Here is a 24,846-nt window from a genome sequence, read left to right on the forward strand (position 1 = left end):
GGAACTGCCCGAGCGCAAGCCGCTGGGCAAGCAGATCTTCAAGCTGCTCACCACCACCGATCACAAGCTGATCGGCAAGATGTACCTCGTCACGTCGTTCGCCTGGTTCATCCTGGGCGGCATCATGGCGCTGATGATCCGCTCGGAGCTCGCGTTCCCGGGCAACCAGGTGGTCTCCGACGAGACCTACAACCAGCTCTTCACGATGCACGGCACGATCATGCTGCTGCTCTTCGCGACGCCGCTCTTCGTCGGCTTCGCGAACGTGATCATGCCGATCCAGATCGGGTCGCCCGATGTGGCCTTCCCGCGCCTCAACATGTTCAGCTACTGGCTGTTCCTGTGGGGCGGCCTGATCGCCGCAAGTGGCTTCCTGACCCCGCAGGGCGCGGCCTCGTTCGGCTGGTTCGGCTATGCACCGCTGTCGAGCTCGCTCCGCTCGCCGGGCATCGGTGGCGACCTGTGGATCATGGGCCTGTGGATGGCCGGTATCGGCACCATCCTCGGTGCGGTCAACTTCATCACCACGATCGTGTGCATGCGCGCACCGGGCATGACCATGTTCCGGATGCCGATCTTCACCTGGAACGTGCTGATCACCAGCCTGCTCGCCCTGCTCGTCTTCCCGATTCTCGGTGGCGCACTGCTGATGCTGGAGGCCGACCGAATACTGGGCGCCCATGTCTTCGACGCCAGCCATGGCGGCGCGATCCTGTGGCAACACCTGTTCTGGTTCTTCGGACACCCAGAGGTGTACATCATCGCCTTGCCGTTCTTCGGCATCGTCACCGAGATCCTGCCGGTCTTCAGCCGCAAGCCGGTCTTCGGGTACGTCGGCCTGGTCGGCGCCACCCTGGCGATCGCGCTCCTCTCGGTCGCCGTGTGGGCGCACCACATGTACGTCACCGGTGAGGTCAACCTGGCCTTCTTCTCCGGCATGACATTCCTGATCGCCGTGCCAACAGGTGTGAAGTTCTTCAACTGGATCGGGACGATGTGGGGTGGATCCATATCCTTCGACACCCCGATGCTGTGGACCGTCGGCTTCCTGACCACCTTCCTCTTCGGTGGCCTGACCGGCGTCATCCTGGCCAGCCCGCCGCTGGACTTCCACGTCTCGGACTCCTACTTCGTGGTGGCGCACTTCCACTACGTGGTCTTCGGCACCGTCGTCTTCGCGATGTTCGCCGGCTTCTACTTCTGGTGGCCGAAGATGACCGGCAAGATGCTCGACGAGCGACTGGGCAAGCTCCACTTCTGGCTGCTCTTCGTCGGCTTCCACCTCACCTTCCTGGTCCAGCACTGGCTGGGTGTCGAGGGCATGCCGCGCCGCTACGCCGACTACCTGCCCGATGACGGCTTCACCGTGTTGAACCAGGTCTCCACCGTGGGTGCGTTCCTGCTCGCGGCCTCGACCCTGCCGTTCTTCTACAACATGTACATCACCTCGAAGAAGCCGATGGTGAACGTCGACGACCCGTGGGGTTGGGGCCGCTCGCTCGAGTGGGCCACCAGCTCGCCGCCGCCGCGCCACAACTTCCACTCCATCCCGCGGATCCGCTCGGAGTCGCCTGCCTTCGACCTCCACCACCCGGAGATCGCAGCGCTGGAGCTCGAGGAGAACGACGCGATGCGCGAGGGTGAACTGGCCGACGCGCCGACCGTCGATGGCCGTGAAGCCATGCTCGACGAGCGCACGAACGACAAGCCGGAGGGCAACGCCTGATGAAGTCAGAAACACTCGTCTTCGCCGCCTGCACGATCTTCTTCGGCCTGGTGGCGCCGGCGTACTGGTTCATCACCGAGGCCGGTGACACCGGCGCGGACTGGACCGGCACCACGGCCCTGGTGATGACCACCCTGCTGGTCGGCATGATCACCATCTACCTGGGGCTCCACGCCCGCAAGATGGACGCCCGTCCCGAGGACCGCAAGGACGGCGAGATCGCCGACGGCGCCGGAGAGCTCGGCTTCTTCCCACCGTACTCCTGGTGGCCGCTGTGGTGCAGCGTCACGATGGCGACCTGCACGATCGCGGTGGCGTTCGCCGCCTGGTGGCTGCTGATCATCGGGCTCGCCTTCGGTGTCCTGGCCCTGTGCGGCTGGATCTTCGAGTACTACCGGGGCGAGTTCGCCCACTGATCGACCCGTTGCGGATCCCGCGGAGCGTGTGAGCACCTTCACCCGGTCCGCGGGATTCGTGCTGTCGGTGCTGGCGAGTACCCTGTGATGGTTGCGCCGACCGCGCACATCCCTCCAGTCCGCCCCCGGGAGCACGAGAATGTCCCCATCGCTGGCGCACCAGCGCCTCCGCCGTACGCTCGGCATGGCCGCTGCGACGGCCCTCGTCGTCGGTGCCCTCTCTGCCTGCACCGGTGCTGATGCGGACCAACGCAGCAACGCCCCCGGTGACACGCGTTCCTCGCACGAGCCGAGCCCGACGACCGAACCGGTCCAGCTGGCGTCGAATGTCGATGACATGGCCGAGGTGCCGGTCGACACCCTGGTCAGCTTCGAGGCGATCGGCGGCGTGCTGGAGAAGGTCACGCTGAGTGACGGCGAGGGCAACCAGATTGCAGGGGACCTTGCCGAGGCGGGTGCCGGATGGACGGCCAGCGAGCGCCTCGAGCCCGGCACGACGTACACCCTGGCCGCGGTGGCCCGCAACGAGGCCGGTGGCACCGAGCAGTTCTCACGCGAGTTCACCACCGAGGAACTCACGCTCGACCAGCAGACCTTCGCCTCGATCGCCCCGCTGGACGGCGAGACGGTCGGGATCGGCATGCCGGTGGTGGTCCACTTCGACCTCGCGGTGAGCGACCATGCCACCTTCGAGGAGCACATGAGCGTGACCAGCACGCCTGCCCAGGAGGGATCCTGGCACTGGGTCAGCGACCACGAGGTGCACTACCGCCCGGCCGAATACTGGCAGCCGGGCACGAAGGTGCAGGTCGACCTCGACATCAACGCGCTCCCGGCCGGCAACGGCATCTATGGACAGGACGCGCGCAACATCTCCTTCGACGTCGGGGAGGCGGTGGTGAGCAAGGTGGATGCAGCCGCGCACACCATGCAGACCTACGTGAACGGCAAGCTCGTGCGCACCATGCAGATCACCACCGGCAAGGACGGGTTCACCACCCGCAGCGGCGTGAAGGTGATCATGGAGAAGCACCGCCGCAAGCGGATGAACTCCGAGACCGTCGGCATCCCTGCGGGTTCCGCAGAGTCCTATGACATCGCGAACGTCGAATACGCCATGCGGGTGACCAACAGCGGGGAGTTCATCCATGCCGCGCCTTGGTCCGCCGGCTCCCAGGGCAGCGCCAACGTCTCACACGGGTGCACCGGGATGAGCCTGGCCGACGCAAAGTGGCTCTACGACCTCTCCAAGCGCGGTGACGTCGTGGAGTTCACCGGCACTGACCGCCCGATGACCCTCTACAACGGCTACGGTGACTGGAACGCATCCTTCTCCGAGTACGCCGAGGGTTCAGCGCTCTAGCTCCATCCGGGTCAGGCGGACCTCGTCCGCTGCAGGTACGACGGTGATCACCACGTTGGCCGGGCTGCCCAGGTCACGGCGTACGCCGGGCACGTCGACCATCCAGCCGTCAGCGGTCTCTCGTGCCGTGGCGGGTTCGTTGTTGACCCGGAAGGCGACCGGTCCGTCGGCAGTCCCGGTGAGCCGCACCTGCAGGTCGCGTCCGGCCAGGTGGTCGGCGAAGCCGAGGCTGGCTGGACCGGTCGCGGTGATCCAGGTGTTGCCGCTGGGTCCGCCCCAGCCATCCAGCAGCCAGGGAGTGGTGCTCTGGGTGGGTGCCAGGTCGACCGGGCCCCGATAGGGGGGCAGCACCAGGGGGCACAGGAATCCGCGCGACATGATCACGTCGGTCAGCAGCCGCTTGCGGGTGACGCGCCCGATTTCCTCACACCCCTGGATCTCCTGGTCCGGATAGATGGTGAACGCGACGAAGTCAGCATCCACCATGCCGTCGTCGGTCGACGGCTCGAGGAAGGGGGCCAGGACGCTGAGCGGGCCGCGCGCGCAGTCGTGGCCCAGGACCAGCCAGGACTGGCCCCCGGGCGGCATGTGGCGCAGCGGCCGACCAGCAGCATCCGCCATCACCCCACAGACGATGAACGAACCCGCCGGCAGGTCATCGGCATACTCGCGCAGGCTCGCCTGCCAGAAGTCGGGCGCGGACTTCTGGACGTCCAGGAACGATGAGGAGACGTTCGCGTACCCGTAGGCGTAGGGGAAGAGTTGCACCATCGCCACAGTCGGCAACAGCATGCCGGCGACAGCGACCCCGGAAACCGCCTGGCGCGCCCGGGCACGGAAGGTTCCCATCAGCGTGGCGGTGCCGAGGGTGATCAGGATGGCGACGGCCGGGATGGCGAAGAGGACGTGCCGCAGGCCGCCGCTCACATGGGAGGCCTGGAGCCAGATCAGCGTGGGCAGCAGGAGCGCTTGCGCGGCCACCATGGCCACCTTCGTGTGTTGCGCGTCCCACCTGGGGAGCCGCAGGCACCAGGCACCGAAGCCAACCAGGCAGCCCACCACGCCCAGGAGCAGGAGCAGGTCCGGGACCGTGCCCACGGCATAGCCCGGCAGCAGCGTCCAGGAGCGCACGCCCTCATAGCCGGCGGATTCGGTGGCGGAGTCGAGGAGCCAGTGGGGGTTTGTGTAGAGGTTGGGGTAGGTGAGGGCGAGGGTGGTGAGGGCGAGTGCGGTGGCGACCAGGGGTGGGGTGAGGGGGCGCCAGGGGTGGGGGGTGGTGGTGCGGTGGAGGGTGAGGTGGAGGACGAGGAGTGCTCCGGTGGCGCCGAGGCCGGGCCAGAGGGCGGGGCGGGTGCCGAGGGTGAGGAGGATGCCGGTGTAGGCGAGGGCGAGGGTGGTGAGGTGGTGGCGCCAGGGGCGCTGGTGTGTGTGGGTGAGGGTGTGGATGCAGGCGAGGGTGAAGAGGGTGTAGCCGGTGGCGACGGGGATGTCCTTGATGTTGAACATGGCGTGGCCGGTCCACATGGGGAGGCTGAGGAGGATGGCGGTGGTGATGAGGGCCCAGCGCCAGGTGCCGGTGATGATGCGGGTGATGGTGGCGGTTGCGGTGGTGCCGGCGATGGCGATGGTGGCGATGGTGAGGTGGCGGATGAGGTAGGCGTTGGTGGTGGTGGAGACGGTTGTCCAGGTTTCGTTGCCGGTGAGGGTGTTGGCGAGGTGGGCCAGGAGTGCGGTGATGGGTCCGTAGACGTAGCGGTCTTCGACCCAGGTGCCGGGGGTGCCGTGGGTGGTGAGGTCGTCGTCGAGGAGGTACCAGCCGTGGGTGAGGTAGTTGTGGAGGCGGGCGGTGTGGAAGGTTTCGTCGACGGTGACGCCGGTGCGGATGGCTCCGGTGATGAGGATGGCGAGTCCGGTCAGGCTGATCGCGCCGGCGATCCAGAGGAGCCACACTGGCGGCGCCGGCCACCTGCTGCCTGCAGCGGCCGGTTTCGTCTCCTCGTGCACGCCTGTCCTCGTCGTCGTGGGCATCGCTCCCACATCCTAGGCGGAGCCTGATCAGCCGCCGATGACCTCCACCCGGGTGAGCCGCACCTGGTCGCCTGCCGACGGGTCCGCGCCGTGCGTGGGGTCGACGGTGATCACCACGTTGCCGGCCATGCCCACCTCGGGACGGTCGCCAGGGACCTCCAGGATCCACCCGTCGGCGACGGGCGTGACCGCGGCGGGTTCGTTGTTGATCCGGAACGTCGGGGCACCCTCCGCGGTGCCGGTGACCATCACCCGGACGCCGCCGTCGTAGGGGAGGTGGAAGCCGAGGCTGGCCGGTCCGGTCGCGGTGATCCAGCCATCTCCACCCGTGCCACTCCACCCACCCAGCAGGGTCTCCGCCCCGTTGCCGGCACCGTCGAGGGCGACCGGTCCGGCGTACGTCGGCAGCACCAGGGGACAGCGCCACGCGGTGGCGATCCGGACGCGCTCGGCGAGGCGGTGGCGGGTGACCCGGGCCAGTTCGGTGCAGCCACGGACCGGGTGTTCCTTGACCACGACGGCGATGAACTCGCCCTCCACCCGCTCGTACGACGACCCCGCGTCACGCCACGGCGCCAGTTGCCCGGTGCCGGGATGGGCGCAGTCCTGAGCCAGGTCGAACCACGACTGGCCACCGAAGGCGACCATCCGCAACGGTCGTCCGACCTCGTCGACGTCGGGGCTGCAGACCACGAAGGCGTCAGCTGGGAGCGCCCGGGCCACTTCGCGCATGCTGGCCCGGTAGTCATCGGGAGGCAGGCTGAAGCTGCCCGGGGGATCGAACCCGGAGGAGGCCAACACGTTCTGGTAGGCGTACGCATACGGGAAGAGCTGGACGCTCACGATCATCGGCGCCACCATCCCGAGACCGATCAGGGATGCGGTCCACTTGGGGCGGGATCGAAGCAGGTGCGCACAGCCGAGGGTGATCAGGACGGCGACCGCAGGCGCGGCGAAGAGGACGTGGCGCAGGCCGCCGCTGATCGGCGCCGCCTGGAGCCAGACCAACGTGGGCAACAGGAGTGCCTGCGCGGCCACCATCGCCACCTGGGCATGTCGGGCAGACCAGTCCCGCTGGCGTAGCCACGCCGCCAGGCCCGCCAGGGTGCCCACCACGCCCAGGACGAGCAACAGCAACGGCACCGTCATCACCACCGCTGAGGGCAGCATCCACCACGAGTTGGTCCCGCGATATCCGGCGGATTCGGTGGCGGAGTCGAGGAGCCAGTGGGGGTTTGTGTAGAGGTTGGGGTAGGTGAGGGCGAGGGTGGTGAGGGCGAGTGCGGTGGCGACCAGGGGTGGGGTGAGGGGGCGCCAGGGGTGGGGGGTGGTGGTGCGGTGGAGGGTGAGGTGGAGGACGAGGAGTGCTCCGGTGGCGCCGAGGCCGGGCCAGAGGGCGGGGCGGGTGCCGAGGGTGAGGAGGATGCCGGTGTAGGCGAGGGTGGCGGTGGTGAGGTGGTGGCGCCAGGGGTGGTGGGGTGTGCGGGGGTGGGTGAGGGTGTGGATGCAGGCGAGGGTGAAGAGGGTGTAGCCGGTGGCGACGGGGATGTCCTTGATGTTGAACATGGCGTGGCCGGTCCACATGGGGAGGCTGAGGAGGATGGCGGTGGTGATGAGGGCCCAGCGCCAGGTGCCGGTGATGATGCGGGTGATGGCGGCGGTTGCGGTGGTGCCGGCGATGGCGATGGTGGCGATGGTGAGGTGGCGGATGAGGTAGGCGTTGGCGGTGGTGGAGACGGTTGTCCAGGTTTCGTTGCCGGTGAGGGTGTTGGCGAGGTGGGCCAGGAGGGCGGTGATGGGGCCGTAGACGTAGCGGTCTTCGACCCAGGTGCCGGGGTTGCCGTGGGTGGTGAGGTCGTCGTCGAGGAGGTACCAGCCGTGGGTGAGGTAGTTGTGGAGGCGGGCGGTGTGGAAGGTTTCGTCGACGGTGACGCCGGTGCGGATGGCTCCGGTGATGAGGAGGGTGAGGCCGGTCAGGGTGATGGCGCCGGCGAACCACACCAACCACACCGGCGGCACCGGCCACCGATGATCGTTGGTCGGCGACGTCGCCGAGCGGTCCTGCTCCTGCACGCGGTGCAGCCTAGCCGCCGGCCCGGTCGGCGCCTCGCTCAGCCGATCAGGGCTCGCACCCGGGGGAGCACCTCAGTGCCGTAGAGCCCGATGGAGTCCATCAACTGGCCGTGCGGCATGGTGCCGTTGCTGTACTTGAGGTCGAAGCGCTCCAGCCCGAGCGTCTCCACGGTCGTGGCGATCTTCTTCGCCACTGTCTCGGGTGAGCCCACGAAGAGGGCCCCGGAGTCCGCCTCGGCCTCGAACTGCTCGCGGGTCACCGGCCCCCAGCCCCGTTCGCGCCCGATCCGGTCCCGGTTGGCCTTGAAGTGCGGGTAGAGCTGCTCCCGGGCCAGCGCGTCGGTCGCGGCGACGTGGCCGGGGGAGTGCGCCCCGATCGGAAGCGGTGTCGAGCCGAACTCGTCCAGGGCACGGCGATAGAGATCGGCGTACGGCGCGAAGCGGGCCGGGGCGCCGCCGATGATGGCCAGCATCATCGGGATCCGGTGGCGTGCAGCACGCACCACCGACTCGGGCGAGCCGCCGACACCGACCCACGCCGCCAGTGAGCCGGCCTCGGTCTTCGGGAAGACCTGGGTGAGCGGCAGTGGCGCCCTGGTCGTGCCCTGCCAGGCGATGGGCTCCTCGGAGCGCAGCCGGGCGAAGAGGTCGAGCTTCTCCTCGAAGAGGACCTCGTAGTCGGCAAGGTCGAAGCCGAAGAGCGGGAACGACTCGGTGAACGAACCGCGTCCCAGGGTGACCTCGGCGCGGCCGTTGGAGAGTGCATCCAGGGTGGCAAAGCGTTCGTAGACGCGGATCGGGTCATCGGAGCTGAGCACCGTCACGGCGGTGCCGAGGATGATCCGTTCGGTGCGGCTCGCCGCTGCGGCAAGGACCATGTCGGGGGAGGAGACCGCGAAGTCGTCGCGGTGGTGCTCGCCGACGCCGAACGCGTCGACCCCGACCTGGTCGGCCAGGGTGATCTCCTCGACCACGTTGCGGATCACCTGGGCATGGCTCAGCGGTGCGCCGTCCTGGTCATGGGTGACGTCGCCGAAGGTGTCGAGTCCGAACTTCACGTGCTGGGCCATGGGGTTCCTTCCAAAGAGGTTGAAGGATCAACCACAAGGGGTGTGTAGTTCATTCCCGGAGACGTGGAAGGCCCCGTGCCCCCAACGGGGACACGGGGCCTTGGATCACGCTCGATCAGTGATCGCCGCGCAGGGTCTCGCCCTCGACCTCGTGGCGGCCATCGAACTGGTGGCCGTCCGCGGAGTGGTCGAGGCCCGCCTCGTGCTCGTGCTCGAGTTCGTGGGCCAGGTGCTCGGCCCCCTCCTCGATCTCGGCCGTGGTCGGCTTCTGGACGTTGTCGCCGAACATGTACGCCGACAACTTGCCGCGCAGGCCGTCCATCTTGCCGGCGCCCCCCTCGACGCCATTGGCGTCCTCGGAAGCACCGGGCACGTAGACCTCGTCACGCTCACGCGCAGTGAGGGTGTAGGCACGCTCCGGGTCGATCGGCAGGTGCCGCTCGGAGTAGCCGCCCTCGGGCGAGCGCATGATGATGCCCGACTCATAGCCGTGGGTGAGCATCTCGTTGTCGTGGCGCTGCAGCGAGATGCACCAGCGGCGGACGAGGATGAACACCAGTGGCGGGATGATGAAGATGGCAGCCCGCATGAAGTACGTGATGTGGTTCAGGTTCAGGTGGAACAGGACCGCAACCACGTCGTTTCCGCCAGCGATCCACAGCAGGCCGTACAGCGACATCAGCGAGACCAGGAACGCGGTCCGCGTCGGTGCGTTGCGGGGCCGCTGCAGCAGGTGGTGTTCCCGCTTGTCGCCGGTCACCCAGGCTTCGAGGAACGGCCAGGAGAGCACCAGTGCCAGCAGCGCGATCGGAGCGAACATGCCGGGCAGGAAGATGTTCCACGAGATCGTGATCCCGAAGATGTGCGACTCCCACCCGGGCATGATCCGCAGCATGCCCTCTGCGATGCCCATGTACCAGTCGGGCTGGGATCCTGCGGTCACCTTCGATGGGTCATAGGGACCGTACTTCCAGACCGGGTTGATGGTCATCAGCCCACCCATGATGGCGCTGGCGCCGAACACGATGAAGAAGAAGCCACCGGCCTTGGCCATGTAGACGGGGAGCATCGGGAAGCCGACGACGTTCTCCTCGGTGCGGCCGGGGCCAGGCCACTGCGTGTGCTTGTGGTAAACGAGCAGCAGCATGTGGGCCGCGATCAGGGCCAGGATCAGCGCCGGCAGCAACAGGATGTGCGCCATGTAGAGGCGCGGGATGATCACGTCGCCGGGGAACTCGCCACCGAACATGAAGAACGACATGTAGGTGCCGACCACGGGCGTGGCCTGGACCATGCCCTGGGCGATGCGGAGACCGGTGCCGGAGAGCAGGTCGTCGGGGAGTGAATATCCGGAGAAGCCCTCGACGATGCCGAGCAGGATCAGCAGGCCACCGATGACCCAGTTGATCTCGCGCGGCTTGCGGAACGCGCCGGTGAGGAAGACGCGCATCATGTGCACGAGCATCGAGGCGATGAAGAGCATCGCCGCCCAGTGGTGCATCTGGCGCACCATCAGGCCACCGCGGATGTCGAACGAGATGTCCAGCGAGGAGGCGAACGCCTCGGACATGTACATCCCGCGCAACTGGTCATAGGTGCCCATGTACTGCACCTCGGCCATCGACGGCTTGAACCAGAAGGTCAGGAAGACGCCGGTGATCAGCAGGACCACGAAGCTCCACAGGGCGATCTCGCCCAGCATGAAGGACCAGTGGTCGGGGAAGACCTTGCGCAGGTTCTTCTTGGCAGCGGTCGCCAGTCCGAGTCGCTCGTCGGCCCAGCCGACGACCTTGCCGCCCTTGCTGGCCTTCTTCGGCGCAGCAGCGGTCTTGCCGTTGGTCGTGGCAACGGTTTCGGTGCTCACTTCGAGTCACGCTCCCAGTAGCTCGGGCCGACAGGTTCGGTGAAGTCGCTCTGGGCGACCAGGTAGCCGTCCTCGGAGACCTTGATCGGCAGCTGCGGCAGCGCCCGGGCGGCGGGCCCGAACACGACTCGACCGCTGTCGGCGAGGTCGAAGGTCGACTGGTGGCACGGGCAGAGCAGGTGGTGCGTCTGCTGCTCGTTGAGCGAGATCGGGCAACCCACGTGGGTGCAGATCTTGGAGTAGGCGACGATGCCCTGGTGGGTCCAGTTCTCGCGGCCCTTGCCGTGGGTGATGTCCTTCGGCTCCATCCGGAGCAGGATCAGCGACGCCTTGCCCTTCTCGATGTGCAGCGGAGCACCTTCGAGGTAGTCGACGCCCTCGCGCTTGAGGGAGGCGTCGTGGAGGTGGACCAGCCCCTCGGGCTGGGCGTTGAGCAGGTCACCGACCTCGAGGTCCTCTGGGCGGATCGGCGTACCGGTCACGTCCCGCACGATCCGGGTGCCCTCCTTCCACACCGTCTTCTCGAGCGTCTTGCGCCGCACGCTGGAGGTCGCCACCGGCCCCAGGTCGGTCAGGCCGACGATCAACGGCAGCCCGGCGAAGGCAAGGGCACCGAGCAGGGTGTTGCGGACAAGGGGGCGCCGGGCGATGCCCGACTCCTCGAGGCCGGCCTGCAGGGCGGCGAGGGTCTCCTCGCGGTCCTCCTCGGAGGAGGCGGCCGGGTGGCGCTGCTCGCTGATCTCCACGTCGGACATCAGCTTGCGGGCCCAGTGGATGACACCGATGCCGATGAACATCATGGTCAGGCCGAGGGTCACGCCCAGCGCGACGTGGGAGGCACCGAGGCCCCAGAAGGTGTCGGTCGCCTCGCGGGTGCCGTCCTCCTCGAGCTTGCCGAGGTCGAGGCTGAAGTAGGCCACGACGAACAGCACGGCCATCACCATGGAGAGCAGGAAGAAGAAGGCCACCTGCCTCTCGGCACGGCGCTCCGCCTTGGGATCGATGTCCGTGGGGCGCGGGGTGTGCGCGGGGAGACCTGGGTCAGCGATCGGTTCCTGGACTGCTGGCAGGTTGTCGGAGTGGTCGCTCACGCCTCTTCTTCCTTCTTCTGGGAGCGAGTGGTGTGGGCCGCGATCCAGTAGGCGAAGCCCACCAGTCCGCCGATGCCCACCAGCCACGCGAACATGCCTTCACTGACGGGGCCGAGACCGCCGAGGCTGAAGCCACCGTAACCGGGGTTGTCCTCGATCGAGTTCAGGTAGGCGATGATCGCCGCCTTGTCCTCGGGGGCGATGTTGCCGTTGGAGAAGACGTCCATCTGCGCCGGGCCGACCAGCATGGCTTCGTAGATGTGCTTGTCCGAGGTGTTCTTCAGCGTCGGTGCCACCTTGCCCCACGGCATGGCGCCACCGGAGGCGTCGAAGTTGTGGCACGCCGAGCAGTTGGCCAGGAAGAGCTGGCCGCCCTTGACGATGGCTTCCTGGCGCTCGTCGCCGGTGAGGTTGAGGGTGTATTCGCTCTCGTCCGGGATGGCGGGGCCGGGGCCGAGCGAGCCGACGTACGCCGCGATCGCCTCGATCTCGTCCTGGGTGTAGACCGGGTGCTTGGGCGGGCCCTGCTGGCCGGGGATCTGCAGTGGCATCCGGCCGGTGCCCATGAAGAAGTCGACCGAGGCGGGGCCGACACCGATCAGCGAGGGGCCGTACTGGCCGTTCTGGCTGCTGACGCCCTCGCCGTTCTGGCCGTGGCAGAAGGAGCAGCCGACCAGGAAGAGGTCACGACCTTCCTGGATGAGTGCCTCGTCGCTCTTGGCCTCGTTGTCGGCGTTGGCCGGCGAGAACGCGGCGTACAGGGATCCAGTGAGGAGCAGCCCGAGCAGCATGACCATCAGGCCAGCAAGGGGTCCGCGGCGGAGTCGTGAGACACGGCCGGCGGAACGATTCAGGAGACGCACGAAATCAGTCCTAGTTCCTAGTACGGAGTTACTGGATCAAGTAGATGGTCGCGAACAGGGCGATCCACACCACGTCGACGAAGTGCCAGTAGTAGGACACGACGATCGCGCTGACGGCCTGCTCGTGGGTGAACTTGCGGGCCAGATAGGTGCGCCCGAGCACGAAGAGGAAGGCGACGAGCCCACCGAACACGTGGATGCCGTGGAAGCCGGTCGTCAGGTAGAAGACCGACCCGTAGGCGTTCCCGCTCATCGTCACGCCGTGGTGGACCAGCTCGGCGTACTCGAGGGCCTGGCCGCCGATGAAGACGGCGCCCATGATGTACGTGAGGATGAACCACTCACGCAGGCCCCAGCCGCGCACGTTGAGGATGGACCCAGTGCGCCCCACCTGGCCGCGCTCGGCAGCGAAGACACCGAGCTGGCAGGTCACTGAGGACAGCACCAGGATCGAGGTGTTCGTCGCCGCGAACGGGAAGTTGAGCAGCGCGGTCTCGCTGGCCCACAGGTCAGGGCTCTGTGCCCTGATCGTGAAGTAGGCAGCAAACAGCGCAGCAAAGAACATCAGCTCACTCGAGAGCCAGATGATCGTGCCCACGCTGACCATGCTGGGACGGTCATGATGCCCGTGTAGACGGGACGCCGGAATCGCAGTTGCAGTCGCCACGGGCCTCATTATGGCTGTTCCTCGCGCCGAGGGCACCCCGACCCCCTGAACTTGTACGTCATAAAGTTCACACTGTGCTGAATTTTGCCTCGATCGTGCCGTTGGTGAGCGAGCTGGACCTGCCTCGATTCACCTTCTCCAGGGTCTTCACGGAGTGGGCCATCGACCCGTTCCTCTTCGTGGCGACGGTCTGGGTGACCGGTGCCTACCTGATCGGGGTGGAGGTGCTCCGGCGCCGGGGGGACCGCTGGCCGATCGGACGCACCATCGCCTTCGTCGGGCTCGGGATGGGCGGATTCTTCCTCGCGACCACCTCGGGCGTGTCGGTCTATGACACGACCCTGGTCAGCGTGCACATGGTCCAGCACATGATCCTGTCGATGTGGGTGCCGATGTGGCTGGCGCTGGGTGCGCCGGTGACGCTGGCGCTGCGCACCCTGCCGGCCACGCCGCGCCGCTGGCTGCTCGCCGTGCTCCACTCGCGGGTGGTGAAGGTGCTCTCCTTCCCGCCGCTCACCCTGGTGCTCTACATCGTCTCCCCGTGGGCGCTCTACTTCTCCGGTTGGTACGACGCCTCGCTGGCCTCGACGTACGTCCACGAGATGATGCACGTCCACTTGGTGCTGGTCGGGGCGCTCTTCTTCTGGCCGCTGATGGGCGTCGACCCCATCCCCGGTCGGGTCGCCTATCCGTTCCGGCTCCTGCTGATCTTCATCACCCTGCCGTTCCACGCCTTCCTGGGCGTCACGATCATGGGCCAGGGCACGGTGATCGGCGAGGAGCACTACACGATGCTGCGCGAATCGACGCCGATGGCGGCCTGGTTGCCCGACATGCTCGCCGACCAGAAGGTTGCCGGCGGCATCCTGTGGAGTTCCGGTGAGTTCGTCGGCCTCTTCTTCTTCGGGGCGCTCTTCGTGCAATGGATGCGCCAATCCGTGAAGGAGGCCGAACGGGAGGACCGACGCCTCGACCGGGAGGACGCGCGGGCCGCGGCTGCAGCGCGCAAGCAGGACGGCTAGCATCGACCTCGTGACCGACACCACTCCGCTCCAGATCCTGGTCTACAGCGACGACGTCGACACCCGCCAGCAGGTGATCCTCGCGCTGGGCCGCCGCCCGCACCCGGACCTGCCCGAGTTCGAGTACGTCGAAGTCGCCACCGAACCGGTCGTGATCCAGCACTTGGACGCCGGCAACATTGCGCTGGCGATCCTCGACGGTGAGGCGGTGCCGGCTGGCGGCATGGGTATCGCGAAGCAACTCAAGGACGAGATCTTCGAATGCCCGCCGGTGCTGGTGCTGATCGGCCGCCCCCAGGACGCCTGGCTGGCGACGTGGTCGCGTGCCGAGGCTGCGGTATCGCACCCGATCGATCCGATCGAGCTCTCCACCGCCGTCGTCGACCTGCTCCGTTCTCGGACCCCGGTGCGATGAGTGCACTGAACTGGCCAGACGTCCTCACCACGGCCGTCGGCCGGATCGACCTGTCGAGCGAGCAGACGCGCTGGGCGATGGGCGAGATCCTCGCAGGTGAGGCGACGCCGGCACAGGTGGCTGGTTTCGCCGTGGCGCTGCGAACCAAGGGGGAGACGGTCGACGAGGTCACCGGCCTCGTGGAAGCGATGTTCGAGAAGGCGGCGCCACTCGACATCACGGGACGCAGCCTCGACATCGTCGGAACGGGAGGGGACCGCTCCTTCTCGGTCAACATCTCCTCGATGTCGGCCATCGTGGCCGCCGGTGCCGGTGCACAGGTGGTCAAGCACGGCAACCGATCCGCGTCGTCGAAGTCCGGGTCCGCTGACGTACTCGAAGCACTCGGTGTCCGCCTCGACCTCGATCCTGCCGGCGTGGCCCGGGTGGTCCAGGCTGCAGGCATCACGTTCTGCTTCGCCCCGATCTTCCACTCCGCCCTGCGCCATGCCGCCGTGCCGCGCAAGGAACTGGGCATCGCCACCTTCTTCAACCTGCTCGGCCCTCTGGCCAACCCGGCACGACCCGCCGCCCAAGCCATCGGCTGTGCGGACCAGCGACTGGCGCCGGTGCTGGCTGGTGTCTTCGCGCAACGCGGTGTCGATGCCCTGGTCTTCCGCGGGGATGACGGACTGGACGAACTGACCACGACCACCACCTCGGCGGTCTGGGCGGTCCGTGACGGTCACATGGAGCGGACCACTGTCGATCCGCGTGAGTTCGGCATCGCGCTCGCGACTCCCGAGGACCTGCGTGGCGGCGACACCAGCCACAACGCCAACGTCGTACGCCGCCTCCTGGACGGGGAGACGGGGCCTGTGCGTGACGCGGTGGTGCTCAACGCGGGTGCTGCCCTGGCGGTCTACGACTCCTATGGCGATGACCTGCAGACCGCGCTGGTCGCCGGGATCGCCAAGGCGTCGGAGGCCATCGATTCAGGCGCCGCCAAGGCAGCGCTTGACCGGTGGGTCGAAGCCTGCGCGCAGGCCTGAGTCGGGGGCTCAGGGCCCCTGGAAGCGTGGTTTGGCTGCAGGAGACGGCGTGCGCGTGATGGAATCACGCCATGGTTGCGTTCACGTCGTCGACTCGGCGCTCGGCATGCGCAGTCTTCGTGGTCCTCTTCGGGATCTTCGGTCTGACCGCTCACGCGTCCAGCTTGGACGTGGCCAGCGCCGATTTCGCGGCCTGGCAGGTAGCAACCGCAGGCGAGCGAACCTTCGTGGGTGACAGATGGCCGGGGCTGGATGAACACCCGATCCGTCACATCTGGATCGTGGACAATGCCAGCGGTGACGAAGCGATCGGGAGATCGTCTGGGGTCATCGCAGCTTCCATCCCGGCCTATTGGCTGACGCAACCGGACAACCTGGTCCACTGGCCCGCGAACCTGACGGCTGCTGGCCTGAGCGCAGTCGCCATCACCCTCTTCTACCTCCTGTTGCTCCCGCGATTGGGCCAGAAGAACGCCATGGTTGGTGCGGCTGTCCTGGGGCTGACCACTCCGGTCTGGAGCGTCGCAGCTGACGGGATGTGGCCGCACACACTGACAGTGCTCGGGATCATCGGCATGGCCTGGGCCGCGGACAGGGAACGCTGGTGGCTCGTCGGGTTCTTCGGGGGAGTCGCCCTATGGGGACGATTGCATGTTGCGCTGATCTGTGCGGTCCTCGGCATCGCCGTAGCACTGGCCAGGAAGTCGCCGATCATCGCGGTGAAGGTGGGTGCGGCGAGTAGCGCCATGCTGGCCTTGAGTTGCGTGTGGACCCGCTGGTTCTACGGCACCTGGGACCCGACTGCCGGATACCGCGTCGGTGACTTCGGGGACTACGCCAGCTCCAACCGGTTCGACGTCCTCAACCACCTCGGCTTCTGGCTAGCCCCCGATCGAGGACTCCTCGTCTGGACTCCGATCATCCTGGTGCTGGCTCCCTCCCTGATTCGAGGTTGGCGTGAACTTCCTGACTGGTCGCGTCACCTGCTGCTCGGTGGACTCGCCTATCTGGTCCTGCAAGGTGCGATGAATCGCTACAGCGGCGGGAGTTCCTTCTTTCCCTACCGACTCCAACTTGAGACGTTGGCCGCTGCCGCACCGGCCTTGGCGTTCTCGGCAGTTCGGATGACGGCAGTGACCAAGCGAATGTTCGCCGACGTCGCCATTCTCCAAGGCGGCGTCATTGCGGCGGGCGCGGTCGGCCTGCTCGTGATGGGTGAGGTGAACGGCGACCGGAACGAACTGCTGTTGCAGGCAACCACGCTCGCGTTCCTGGTGGTGGTGTCGTTCCTGGCATGGCGCTTGGCCCAGTTCGTGGTGCGCCGCGAGGCGGCGTTAGTGCCTCGGACTGAAGGGGAGGGCTGAGGTCGTGCGTATTGTCGTGCAGGTGCCGTGCCTCAATGAGGAGGAGACGCTGCCCAGCGTGCTTCAGGCGATTCCTGACAGCATCCCGGGAGTGGACGAAATTCTGGTGCTCGTCATTGATGATGGGTCAACCGATCGCACATCGGAGGTTGCACGGGCGCATGGGGCGGACCGGGTGCTCCGGCACACTGCGCCCCAAGGCCTCGCACGATCGTTCCATGACGGGGTGCGGGTGGCTCTTGAGATGGGCGCGGACATCCTGGTGAACACGGACGGCGACAATCAGTATCCCTCCGAAAGTATTGGGGATCTGGTGGCTCCCATCGTCGCCGGTGAAGCCGACATCGTCGTTGCTGATCGTCAAGTGCACCTGGTCGAGCACTTCTCCCGCACCAAGGTCTTCCTTCAGCACCTTGGCAGCCGTGTGGTCAGTCGGGTGGCAGGGGCGACGATCCCGGACGCAGCGAGTGGTTTCCGCGCCTACTCCCGCGAGAGCCTCATGCGGCTGAACTCCGTCACCCGGTTCAGTTATGCCATGGAGACGATCATCCAGGCTGGCAGTCAACGGTTGGCGATCGCCAGTGTGCCGATCCGGACGAACCCAAAGACGCGCGAGTCACGCCTGTTCAAGTCCACCGGCCAGCACGTAACCAAGTCAGCCGCGGCGATCATCCGGTCGTACATCATGTACAAGCCGTACACGATCTTCGGGTTCCTGGCGGCAGTCGCCGCCATCCTGGGCATCACGCCGTACGTGCGGTACGCGATCCTGCTCTATCTCGGTGAGCAAGGCGGACACCTTCAATCGCTGCTCGTCGGCGCAGTCCTCCTCATCCTCGCGTTCCTGGCCGGGATGCTGGGCATCGTCTCTGACCTGATTCGCACCAACCGGATCTTGCTGGAGGCGGGTTTGGAGCATGCCAAGCGAAACGAGTTCGAGCGCAGGTCACTCGGTGGTGGGCGGCTTCATGAGGACCACGCCATCTGACTCGCGCGACACGGTCCAGCCCGAGGTATGGATGAGCGCATAGGCAAGGCGCGACTCTGCGTCGAGGAGGGCAACCGTTGGCCCGATCTCGTCGAGGCGGCTGTCCCACCCGGGGTCAACCTTGGTCAGCGTGACGTTCCGGTCGAGTTCCTCGGTGGTGTAGATGTCGCCGTAGCCGCTGACCACGAAGTCGAGTTCGGGGTGCTTCCACATCAGGTAGCCGCCCCACTTCCATTCGTTCAGTACGACGGCCCCGGCGGGGAGGGCAGCGAGGTCCTCCTCGATGCGGTCGGGGAGTTCTGGCCCCACTTTGAGGGTGTGCGGGGCGATCAGCGGCAGGGCTGCGACAGCCACCACCCATCCGACCCACGCGAGACGGCGATCGCTTCCGGTGGTGGCTTCATCCTGTTCGGGGACCAAGCGAGTTAGTGCGGCCGCCGCTACCGGAGCGACGAGAGCGGCACCGACGGGAACAGTGCGCATCGAGTAGAGGCACCACGCCCCGGCGATCAGGAAGAGCAAGCCGTGCAGCCAGCTCACCTGGCCGGTGCGGAACCAGGCCAGCAGGACGAGCGCCAGCAGTGCGCTGAGGATCATGGGTGAGCCGTCAGTGAAGTCGGTCGGTCCCCACTCGGCGAAGTAGCTCCCTCGAGAGTTCACGGTGAGCACCTCGGTCAGGAGGCGAGGTCCGACCGGGGTGAGTGCGCAGGCCAGCAGGCTTCCCAGCGGGACGAGCAACGCCTTGAGGCGCCGCAGGTCGCGTTCATCGAGGCTGATGCCCACCGCCGCAACCACGGAGATCACGATGCCAACTGGCCACAATCCGTGCAGGCTCGCCCACGCCCACGTCATCGGGATCAGCCACCACCGGAGTTTCCCGTCACGTGCGGTGGCCAGCCATGCGCCAACGGTGCAGGTGATCAGGACGTAACTGATCACCTGTGGTCGTGCCGAGAGCCCGTAACTGGATCCCAGGAAGGCCGCGCCCGCGACCAGGGTTGCTACCAGCGGTGCAGACCACGCACGACAGGTCAGATAGAGGACCAGCAGGTAGGTCACGTAGGCGACGCCAGCTAGCACGGCAACTGCGGTGGTTCCGCCCGGATCCTCGGTCCGCGCCATGGTCATCTGGCTGAGCCACTGGGTGGGGACCCAGTCACGGGTTCCGAAATCGGTGACGCTGCCGGGGGAGCGGATGCTCCAGTCGGCCAGGAACTCGGATCCGAACCGCAAGTGGAAGAACGTGTCGTCGTTGGTGAGAGTCAGCGCTGCACGTCGTACTGCCACAGCGAACAGGATCGCCAGCGCCACGAGGGGGAGGACCTGGCGCACCAGGCGCGTCACGAGATCAGGCGCGGGAGGGGTCTCTGCGGGGTGGTCCACCGGCACACCTTCCCACGATGATGTGCTTCCCGAGGCTGCTTTGGTCAATCGAGCCCGAGGGAGAAGGCCGACTCCAGATCGTGTTGGGAGTAGGCACGGAAGGCGATGTGCGTCTCGGTGGCGAGGACGCCATCGACCTTGTTGAGCTTGTCCGCCACCACCGAGGCGATGGCCTCGTGGTCGCTGACCCGGATCATCGCGATCAGGTCGATCTGTCCAGTCACCGAATAGACCTCACTGACGCCGTCGAGGGCGGCGATCTGCTCGGCAACTTCCGGGATCCGATCGACATCGGCGTTCACGAAGACAATGGCTGTGATCACGCCCACCACCGTAGCGGGTGAGGGCCTGTTCAGCGGGCAGGTTGATGGACCGGAGTGACGTCGCGCCTGTCGTCGAAGGGGACCAGGTCGCGACGCGAAGCCTCGACTGCTTCGTGAAGGGCCACATGACTCCGGGCCCCGCCGAGGGGACTCGACCACTCGCCGATGACCTCCACCAAGCGGATGCCCTCGCCCTCCAGCCAGCCGAGCACCTTCTCCGACTCCTCGGCCGAGGCTGCAGGGACAGGCCCAGGGCCACCCATCACGGTCTCGGCGCTCGCCCTCAACTGTTCCACGAAGACCTGCGCGTCCATCCCAGATGGGATCACCCCGGCCGCGGCCAAGCGGCCGAACCTGGCCACGTGGACATGCCAACGGCCATCTGCCTCCCGGCGGGCTGCGACCAGTTCTGGGCACTGGGTCAGGGCGCGCAGGCGCTGTGTCCGCGCCGCGGCACGGATGAAGGCAGCCAGCCGGTCCCGGTGGATGGTGGCCTCCTCATAGCGCTCGTCGGCGACATGATCCGCCATCCGCTTGTTCAGCGCATTGATGACCGGTGCGGGGTCGCCGTGCAGTGCATCCTTCAGGTTGGTCACGACGGTGGCGTAGTCCTGCGGATCTACGCTGCCGTCGCACGGTGACAGGCAGCGTCCCATCTCGGCCAGGACGCAGGCGCTCCGCGAGGGCGCCAGGGGCAGGCGGCCGCTGCACTGGCGGATCGGGAACGCCTCGTGCAACGCGGCAAGACAGCGTTCGGCCGACGGGCGCGATCCGAAGGGGCCCAGGTAGTCAGCATCGTCATCGAGGACCTTGGTGACGATGGACAGGCGCGGCCAGGGTTCCCGGGTCACCTTGATGAAGCGTCCCTTCTCGGGAAACTTCGAGCGTCGGTTGTAGGGCGGCTTGTGCTCGGCGATCAGGCGGAGTTCGCGGACCTGCGCCTCGAGGACGGTGGCGCACTCGATGCCGGTCACCTGCTCGGCAATCGCGACCATCTCACCCATCCGTGAGCGGGTCTCCGAGGCAGTGAAGTAGGAGCGGACTCGGGTCCGCAGGTCGCGTGACGTCCCGACGTACAGCACCCGGTCCTGGCGGTCACGGAAGAGGTAGACCCCGGGAGCGTGGGGGAGCGGATCGGCCAGGTGCCGCTTCTTCCGCTGGGCCGTGGTCACCTTGGACGTGAAGGTCTGCAGTTCCTCCAGTGTCACCACCCCGAGGTTGCCCAGCCGCTCCATCAGGCCATGCAGCACGTGCACGGTTGCCTGCGCGTCGGCCAGTGCGCGGTGGTTGGGCGTGGTCGGGCTGTTGAACAGGGCCGCAAGCGAGGAGAGCTTGCAGTTGGGGGCGTCATCGCGCGTGATTACCCGGCGGGCGAGACGAGCGGTGTCCACCACCTCGAACTTCGGCCACGGGCGTTCCTGCTGGGCGGCGAAGTGTTGCAGGAACCCGACGTCGAACGGGGCATTGTGGGCGACCAGGACACACCCCTGGGCGAACTCGAGGAACGCGGGCAGGGCAGCCTCGATTGGCGGTGCCGTGGCCACCATGTCGTTGGTGATCCCGGTCAGCACTGCGATGAACGGCGGGATGTGGCCATGGGGGTTGACCAGGGTCTGGAACTCGCCGAGCACTTCGCCGCCGCGCACCTTGACCGCGCCGATCTCGGTGATCATGGAACCGGCCGCGGCCGATCCACCTGTCGTCTCGAGATCCACCACGCAGAAGGTGATGTCGCGCAGGGGACGACCAAGTTCGTCGAAACTGCGTTGCGCCTCCCAGCGCGAGGACACAATCTGATGGGTGCTGCTCATGTCCACCGACGCTAGACGTGGGCACCGACAGAACCCGGCAACCACGCCCCCTAGGCTTGGAACGTTCGCCCAGAGACACGACCAAGGAGTCACCGTGACCGTTGAGATCCCCGACACCACCAACCGCTGGCGGTGTGGCGGCTGTGGAAACCTCACGCGCTTCGACGTGACCCGCACCCGCAAGACCGAGGAGTACTGGCACTTCGACCTGGCCGGTGAACCGGTCATCGAGTCCACCGAGGTCAAGGCAGAGGTCGTCGAAGAGGTCACCTGCCGCTGGTGCGGCCGTAGCGATGCGATCGAACTGATCGCGCGCAACGACGCGCCGGTCGCCGACGACCCGGCCAAGGACGCCGACGGAGCCTGACCCGATGAACAGTGACGTACCGACCCCGGGGCCGATGCCCGCGGCGGTGCGTCTGCGTTTGATCACGCTGACGGCCGACGCGTTGCCGGCGATTGGAGATCCTCCTGCCGCGCTGCGGAAGGTGGCAGACTTCGCCCCCGCCAAGCGGGCCCGGTTGGGCGGCAACCAGATCGCGGCCGCACTCGAGGCTGACCCGGACTTCCGGTCGCATGTCGCGACCCAGGTGGCGCTCGTGCTCCCGGCACTCTCGGAGTGGGTGGAGCAGGGGCAGGTGCCCCAAGCCGCGGACCCCGTCGATACGGCGGTGGTGCTGTGGTTGAAGCGGCCCCAGGGCTGGGAGGAGGCCTATACGGACGCCCTGCGCGGCGTACAGGTGGCAGGTGCACCCCAGGACAACTCGCGGCTTGGGAAACTCGAAGCGCGCCTGGCCAAGGCTGAGCAGGCCACACGGGACTTGAAGAGTGAGCACCGGGCGCGGATCGACGAGATCAAGGCCGAGAACACCGCCCTGCGGCGCAAGCTGGGGGAGGCCCGAGCAACGCTGCGCGGCTCGGGTGAAGAAGCCCAGGAACAGGTTCGCCAAGCCCAGGAGAGGGCAGAGCGTGCCGAGGCGGAGCGGGCCACGGCTGAGGCCGAACTGCGACGGGTCAAGGCCACCCTTGCCGAGGCGCAGTCACAACTCGGCGCGGTGCGCTCCGAGGCACGGACCGAGCGTGACGCGACGGCGTTGCGTGCCCGGTTGCTCCTCGACACCCTGCTCGAGGCAGGCCAGGGCCTGCGCCGCGAACTTGCCCTGCCGGCCGTGTCGGGGAGCCCGGGTGAGCACGTGGAGGCAGAGGTCGCCGCAGCAGGCACCCGCGAACCCTCCAGCGCCGGTGCGCTTGGACCGGCAAGCCCGGCGTTGCTCGAGCAGCATCTGGCGATGCCACGGGCGCGGTTGATCATCGACGGTTACAACGTCTCCAAGTCGGCCTGGCCCACCTCGTCACTGGAAGCGCAGCGAGTCCGGTTGCTCACTGCGCTGGGCCCGGTGGTGGCGCGCTCAGGAGCCGAGACCACTGTCGTCTTCGACGCGGCCTCCCAGAGCCACCGCGGCGTCGCCAACGCGCCGCGCGGGGTGAAGGTCCTCTTCAGCCCTGAGGGCGTGATCGCCGATGACGTGATCCGTGATCTCGTTGCTGCCGAGCCGCAGGGGAGGGTCGTGGTCGTGGTGACCTCGGATCAGGAGATCGTGCGCGACGTACGGCGGAACGGCGCGCGAGCAGTGGCATCAGCCGCGTTGATAGCGCTGCTCGGAGGGTGAACCGGGGCGATCGCCGAGCAAGTGTCGGTGCCCTCTGCGAGTCTCTGGACAGCCGGGATCCCTGCCCGGAACCCTTCGAGACGAGGAGCAACGGATGACCTTGCGAATCGATTGCGACACCTGTGAGGTGCGCGGCCTGGCCTGCCACGACTGTGTCGTCACTGTCCTGCTCGGGCCACCTCCGGAACTGGCCTTCGACGACGAGGAATGCCGGGCACTGGATGTGCTGGCCTCCTCGGGCCTGGTGCCGCCGCTGAGGATGGTAACGCCAGTGAGCGGACCCCAGGTCGAATCGGCCTGACCAGCGGCACTCCGGGAGTGACGAATGGGACGGATGTGACACACGTCATCTGAAATGCTGAAATTCATCCACGACATGGGTCACATGGGTTTGCTCGGGCCTGCTGCCCCGTCTAGCCTGTGTGCTTGGTTGCCTGTACCAGTTGGTCACACCGGACCAGCTCAGGCGCCACGCCGAATCCAGACCCGTGTGGCGGGGAAGTCGTGTCGGGTCTGGAGCCGGGGAACCAATCCCCTGGGGTGAATCACGCACGAGGCAGCACCACTGCGGAATGCGTGTAGGGAAACTTTGTGCCCGAACCCGACAGCTCACCTGGTAGGCGTAGAGCAAAGAGGAGTACGTCCGCCCCCATGCATCACGGACGGAAGCGTGCCATCGCGGCACTCGCCAGCACCACCGCAGTCCTTGCAGTTAGCCTCATGCCGGCCGCTCCGAGCTTCGCCGACCCGGACATCGATGACGTCCGCGCGCAGGTGGACAAGCTCGAGCACGAGGCCGAGGCTGCCACCGAGCGCCACCACGACGCCAAGCTCAAGCTGGACGAACTGACGGCCGACCTCAAGGCACTCAAGGCCGACGAGGCAGCCCAACAGGCCACCGTCGACGAGCTGAGCGAGTCGGTCTCCGACTCGATCGCCGCGCAGTACGAGGGCCGCACCCTGTCCAACGCCGGACGCCTCGTGCTCTCCGCGGACCCCGAGCAGTTCCTCGACGACCTCACCACCCTGTCCGCCTACAACGACGTCCAGGCGCAGCGTCTCGAGAGCTACAACCGCGAGGTCACCGCGCTGGAGATTCGCCGCGAGGCCACCCAGAAGCGGGCCGACGAGCTGGCCTCGACCGAAAAGACGCTGGCCGCCAACAAGGCCGAGGCAAAGGAGAAGCTGGCCAAGGCCGAGCAGCTCCTCTCCCGCCTCAGCGCCGCCGAGCGCGCCACCCTTGCCGCTCCGGCGGGAGGCAACTCCACCAGCAACTCCGCCTCGCGCAGCACCGAGCGCGTCGAGATGAACGTGGAGGTCTCGGGCCGCGCTGCTGATGCGGTGAACTACGCGCTCGCCCAGGTGGGCAAGGGCTACCGCCACGCCGGGGTTGGCCCCAGCTCGTTCGACTGCTCCGGCCTCACCATGAAGGCATGGGCCCAGGCCGGCGTCAGCCTGCCGCACTCCTCGCGCGCACAGATGGGTTCCGGCACCCGGGTCTCCATCGACGCGCTGCAGCCAGGTGACCTGGTCTTCTACTACAGCCCGGTCAGCCACGTTGGGATCTACATCGGCAACGGCAAGATCGTCCACGCGGCCAACCCGCGTACCGGGGTCGCTGTCGCCGGCGTTCGCTCCATGCCGTACAGCGGCGCCGTCCGACCCGGCTGATCCAGCT

General features: G+C 67.1%; 22 protein-coding genes and 1 riboswitch. Of the genes, 12 read left to right on the top strand and 10 right to left on the bottom strand.

All coding sequences use genetic code 11. From position 1 onward, the window contains the following. Positions 1-79: 79 nt before the first annotated feature. The 3 genes from ctaD (at position 80) to Q9R27_RS04385 (ending at position 3,505) form a co-directional block, all read left to right on the top strand. On the top strand, positions 80-1,726 hold the full coding sequence (ctaD, locus tag Q9R27_RS04375) for a cytochrome c oxidase subunit I (RefSeq protein WP_397219646.1): 1,647 nt from the start codon (positions 80-82) through the stop codon (positions 1,724-1,726). Next, positions 1,726-2,142, top strand: coding sequence for a cytochrome c oxidase subunit 4 (locus Q9R27_RS04380; protein ID WP_311251116.1), 417 nt, complete (start codon positions 1,726-1,728; stop codon positions 2,140-2,142). The genes ctaD and Q9R27_RS04380 overlap by 1 nt, the downstream gene beginning before the upstream one ends. A 184-nt stretch (positions 2,143-2,326) precedes the next feature. Further along, a complete protein-coding gene (locus Q9R27_RS04385) occupies positions 2,327-3,505 on the top strand; it encodes an Ig-like domain-containing protein (RefSeq protein WP_311251117.1) in 1,179 nt (392 codons plus the stop codon). Here Q9R27_RS04385 and Q9R27_RS04390 read toward each other — a convergent pair. From Q9R27_RS04390 to Q9R27_RS04420, 7 genes are all read right to left on the bottom strand, one after another. Continuing rightward, on the bottom strand, positions 3,494-5,533 hold the full coding sequence (locus Q9R27_RS04390; protein WP_311251118.1) for a hypothetical protein: 2,040 nt from the start codon (positions 5,531-5,533) through the stop codon (positions 3,494-3,496). The two genes, Q9R27_RS04385 and Q9R27_RS04390, sit on opposite strands and share 12 nt — an antisense overlap. 27 nt (positions 5,534-5,560) lie before the next feature. Further along, positions 5,561-7,606, bottom strand: a complete 2,046-nt coding sequence (locus Q9R27_RS04395; protein WP_311251119.1) for a hypothetical protein — start codon at positions 7,604-7,606, stop codon at positions 5,561-5,563. Positions 7,607-7,644: 38 nt separating this feature from the next. Next, positions 7,645-8,676 (bottom strand): LLM class flavin-dependent oxidoreductase, encoded by a 1,032-nt coding sequence (locus Q9R27_RS04400; RefSeq protein ID WP_311251120.1) that lies wholly within the window; start codon positions 8,674-8,676, stop codon positions 7,645-7,647. 115 nt (positions 8,677-8,791) lie between these two features. After that, positions 8,792-10,540 (bottom strand): cytochrome bc complex cytochrome b subunit, encoded by a 1,749-nt coding sequence (locus tag Q9R27_RS04405; protein WP_311251121.1) that lies wholly within the window; start codon positions 10,538-10,540, stop codon positions 8,792-8,794. After that, on the bottom strand, positions 10,537-11,631 hold the full coding sequence (locus tag Q9R27_RS04410) for a Rieske 2Fe-2S domain-containing protein (RefSeq protein ID WP_311251122.1): 1,095 nt from the start codon (positions 11,629-11,631) through the stop codon (positions 10,537-10,539). Before Q9R27_RS04410 ends, Q9R27_RS04405 begins: the two co-directional genes overlap by 4 nt. Next, positions 11,628-12,428 carry a c-type cytochrome gene (locus Q9R27_RS04415; protein ID WP_311251123.1) on the bottom strand — a complete coding sequence of 267 codons (801 nt, stop codon included), beginning with the start codon at positions 12,426-12,428 and terminating at the stop codon, positions 11,628-11,630. The genes Q9R27_RS04410 and Q9R27_RS04415 overlap by 4 nt, the downstream gene beginning before the upstream one ends. Before the next feature lie 94 nt (positions 12,429-12,522). After that, positions 12,523-13,170: a heme-copper oxidase subunit III gene (locus Q9R27_RS04420; protein ID WP_311251124.1), complete on the bottom strand. Its 648-nt coding sequence runs from the start codon at positions 13,168-13,170 to the stop codon at positions 12,523-12,525. A 65-nt stretch (positions 13,171-13,235) separates the two neighbouring features. On the opposite strand from Q9R27_RS04420, the gene Q9R27_RS04425 reads away from it, so the two are divergent. The 5 genes from Q9R27_RS04425 (at position 13,236) to Q9R27_RS04445 (ending at position 17,981) form a co-directional block, all read left to right on the top strand. After that, positions 13,236-14,183, top strand: coding sequence for a cytochrome c oxidase assembly protein (locus Q9R27_RS04425; protein WP_311251125.1), 948 nt, complete (start codon positions 13,236-13,238; stop codon positions 14,181-14,183). A 10-nt stretch (positions 14,184-14,193) separates the two neighbouring features. Further along, positions 14,194-14,598 carry a hypothetical protein gene (locus Q9R27_RS04430; protein ID WP_311251126.1) on the top strand — a complete coding sequence of 135 codons (405 nt, stop codon included), beginning with the start codon at positions 14,194-14,196 and terminating at the stop codon, positions 14,596-14,598. Then, positions 14,595-15,629 (top strand): anthranilate phosphoribosyltransferase, encoded by a 1,035-nt coding sequence (gene trpD / locus Q9R27_RS04435; RefSeq protein ID WP_311251127.1) that lies wholly within the window; start codon positions 14,595-14,597, stop codon positions 15,627-15,629. The genes Q9R27_RS04430 and trpD overlap by 4 nt, the downstream gene beginning before the upstream one ends. Before the next feature lie 71 nt (positions 15,630-15,700). Next, a complete protein-coding gene (locus Q9R27_RS04440) occupies positions 15,701-16,993 on the top strand; it encodes a hypothetical protein (protein WP_311251128.1) in 1,293 nt (430 codons plus the stop codon). Positions 16,994-16,997: 4 nt separating this feature from the next. Further along, complete coding sequence (locus Q9R27_RS04445) at positions 16,998-17,981, top strand: glycosyltransferase family 2 protein (protein WP_311251129.1); 984 nt, start codon at positions 16,998-17,000, stop codon at positions 17,979-17,981. On the opposite strand, the gene Q9R27_RS04450 is transcribed toward Q9R27_RS04445, so the two are convergent. Genes Q9R27_RS04450 through Q9R27_RS04460 form a run of 3 tightly spaced genes read right to left on the bottom strand, consistent with a single transcriptional unit; the run spans position 17,940 to position 21,498 of the window. Further along, entirely contained in the window at positions 17,940-19,364 is a 1,425-nt protein-coding gene (locus Q9R27_RS04450) for a hypothetical protein (RefSeq protein ID WP_311251130.1), read from the bottom strand. The two genes, Q9R27_RS04445 and Q9R27_RS04450, sit on opposite strands and share 42 nt — an antisense overlap. A gap of 44 nt (positions 19,365-19,408) precedes the next feature. Continuing rightward, positions 19,409-19,687, bottom strand: coding sequence for an Lrp/AsnC ligand binding domain-containing protein (locus Q9R27_RS04455; RefSeq protein ID WP_311251131.1), 279 nt, complete (start codon positions 19,685-19,687; stop codon positions 19,409-19,411). Positions 19,688-19,716: 29 nt separating this feature from the next. Further along, positions 19,717-21,498: a DEDD exonuclease domain-containing protein gene (locus tag Q9R27_RS04460; protein WP_311251132.1), complete on the bottom strand. Its 1,782-nt coding sequence runs from the start codon at positions 21,496-21,498 to the stop codon at positions 19,717-19,719. A 94-nt stretch (positions 21,499-21,592) separates the two neighbouring features. Here Q9R27_RS04460 and Q9R27_RS04465 point away from each other — a divergent pair, with 94 nt between their 5' ends. From Q9R27_RS04465 to Q9R27_RS04480, 4 genes are all read left to right on the top strand, one after another. Next, positions 21,593-21,865, top strand: coding sequence for a hypothetical protein (locus Q9R27_RS04465; protein WP_311251133.1), 273 nt, complete (start codon positions 21,593-21,595; stop codon positions 21,863-21,865). Positions 21,866-21,986: 121 nt separating this feature from the next. Then, positions 21,987-23,168: an NYN domain-containing protein gene (locus Q9R27_RS04470; protein ID WP_311251134.1), complete on the top strand. Its 1,182-nt coding sequence runs from the start codon at positions 21,987-21,989 to the stop codon at positions 23,166-23,168. Between the two features lie 94 nt (positions 23,169-23,262). Further along, on the top strand, positions 23,263-23,469 hold the full coding sequence (locus tag Q9R27_RS04475; protein WP_311251135.1) for a hypothetical protein: 207 nt from the start codon (positions 23,263-23,265) through the stop codon (positions 23,467-23,469). A gap of 161 nt (positions 23,470-23,630) precedes the next feature. Then, positions 23,631-23,808, top strand: a riboswitch (cyclic di-AMP (ydaO/yuaA leader). A gap of 80 nt (positions 23,809-23,888) precedes the next feature. After that, on the top strand, positions 23,889-24,839 hold the full coding sequence (locus tag Q9R27_RS04480; RefSeq protein WP_311251136.1) for an NlpC/P60 family protein: 951 nt from the start codon (positions 23,889-23,891) through the stop codon (positions 24,837-24,839). The last annotated feature ends 7 nt before the right edge of the window (positions 24,840-24,846 follow it).

The organism is Nocardioides sp. AE5, assembly GCF_031844485.1.
GTDB lineage: Bacteria > Actinomycetota > Actinomycetes > Propionibacteriales > Nocardioidaceae > Nocardioides.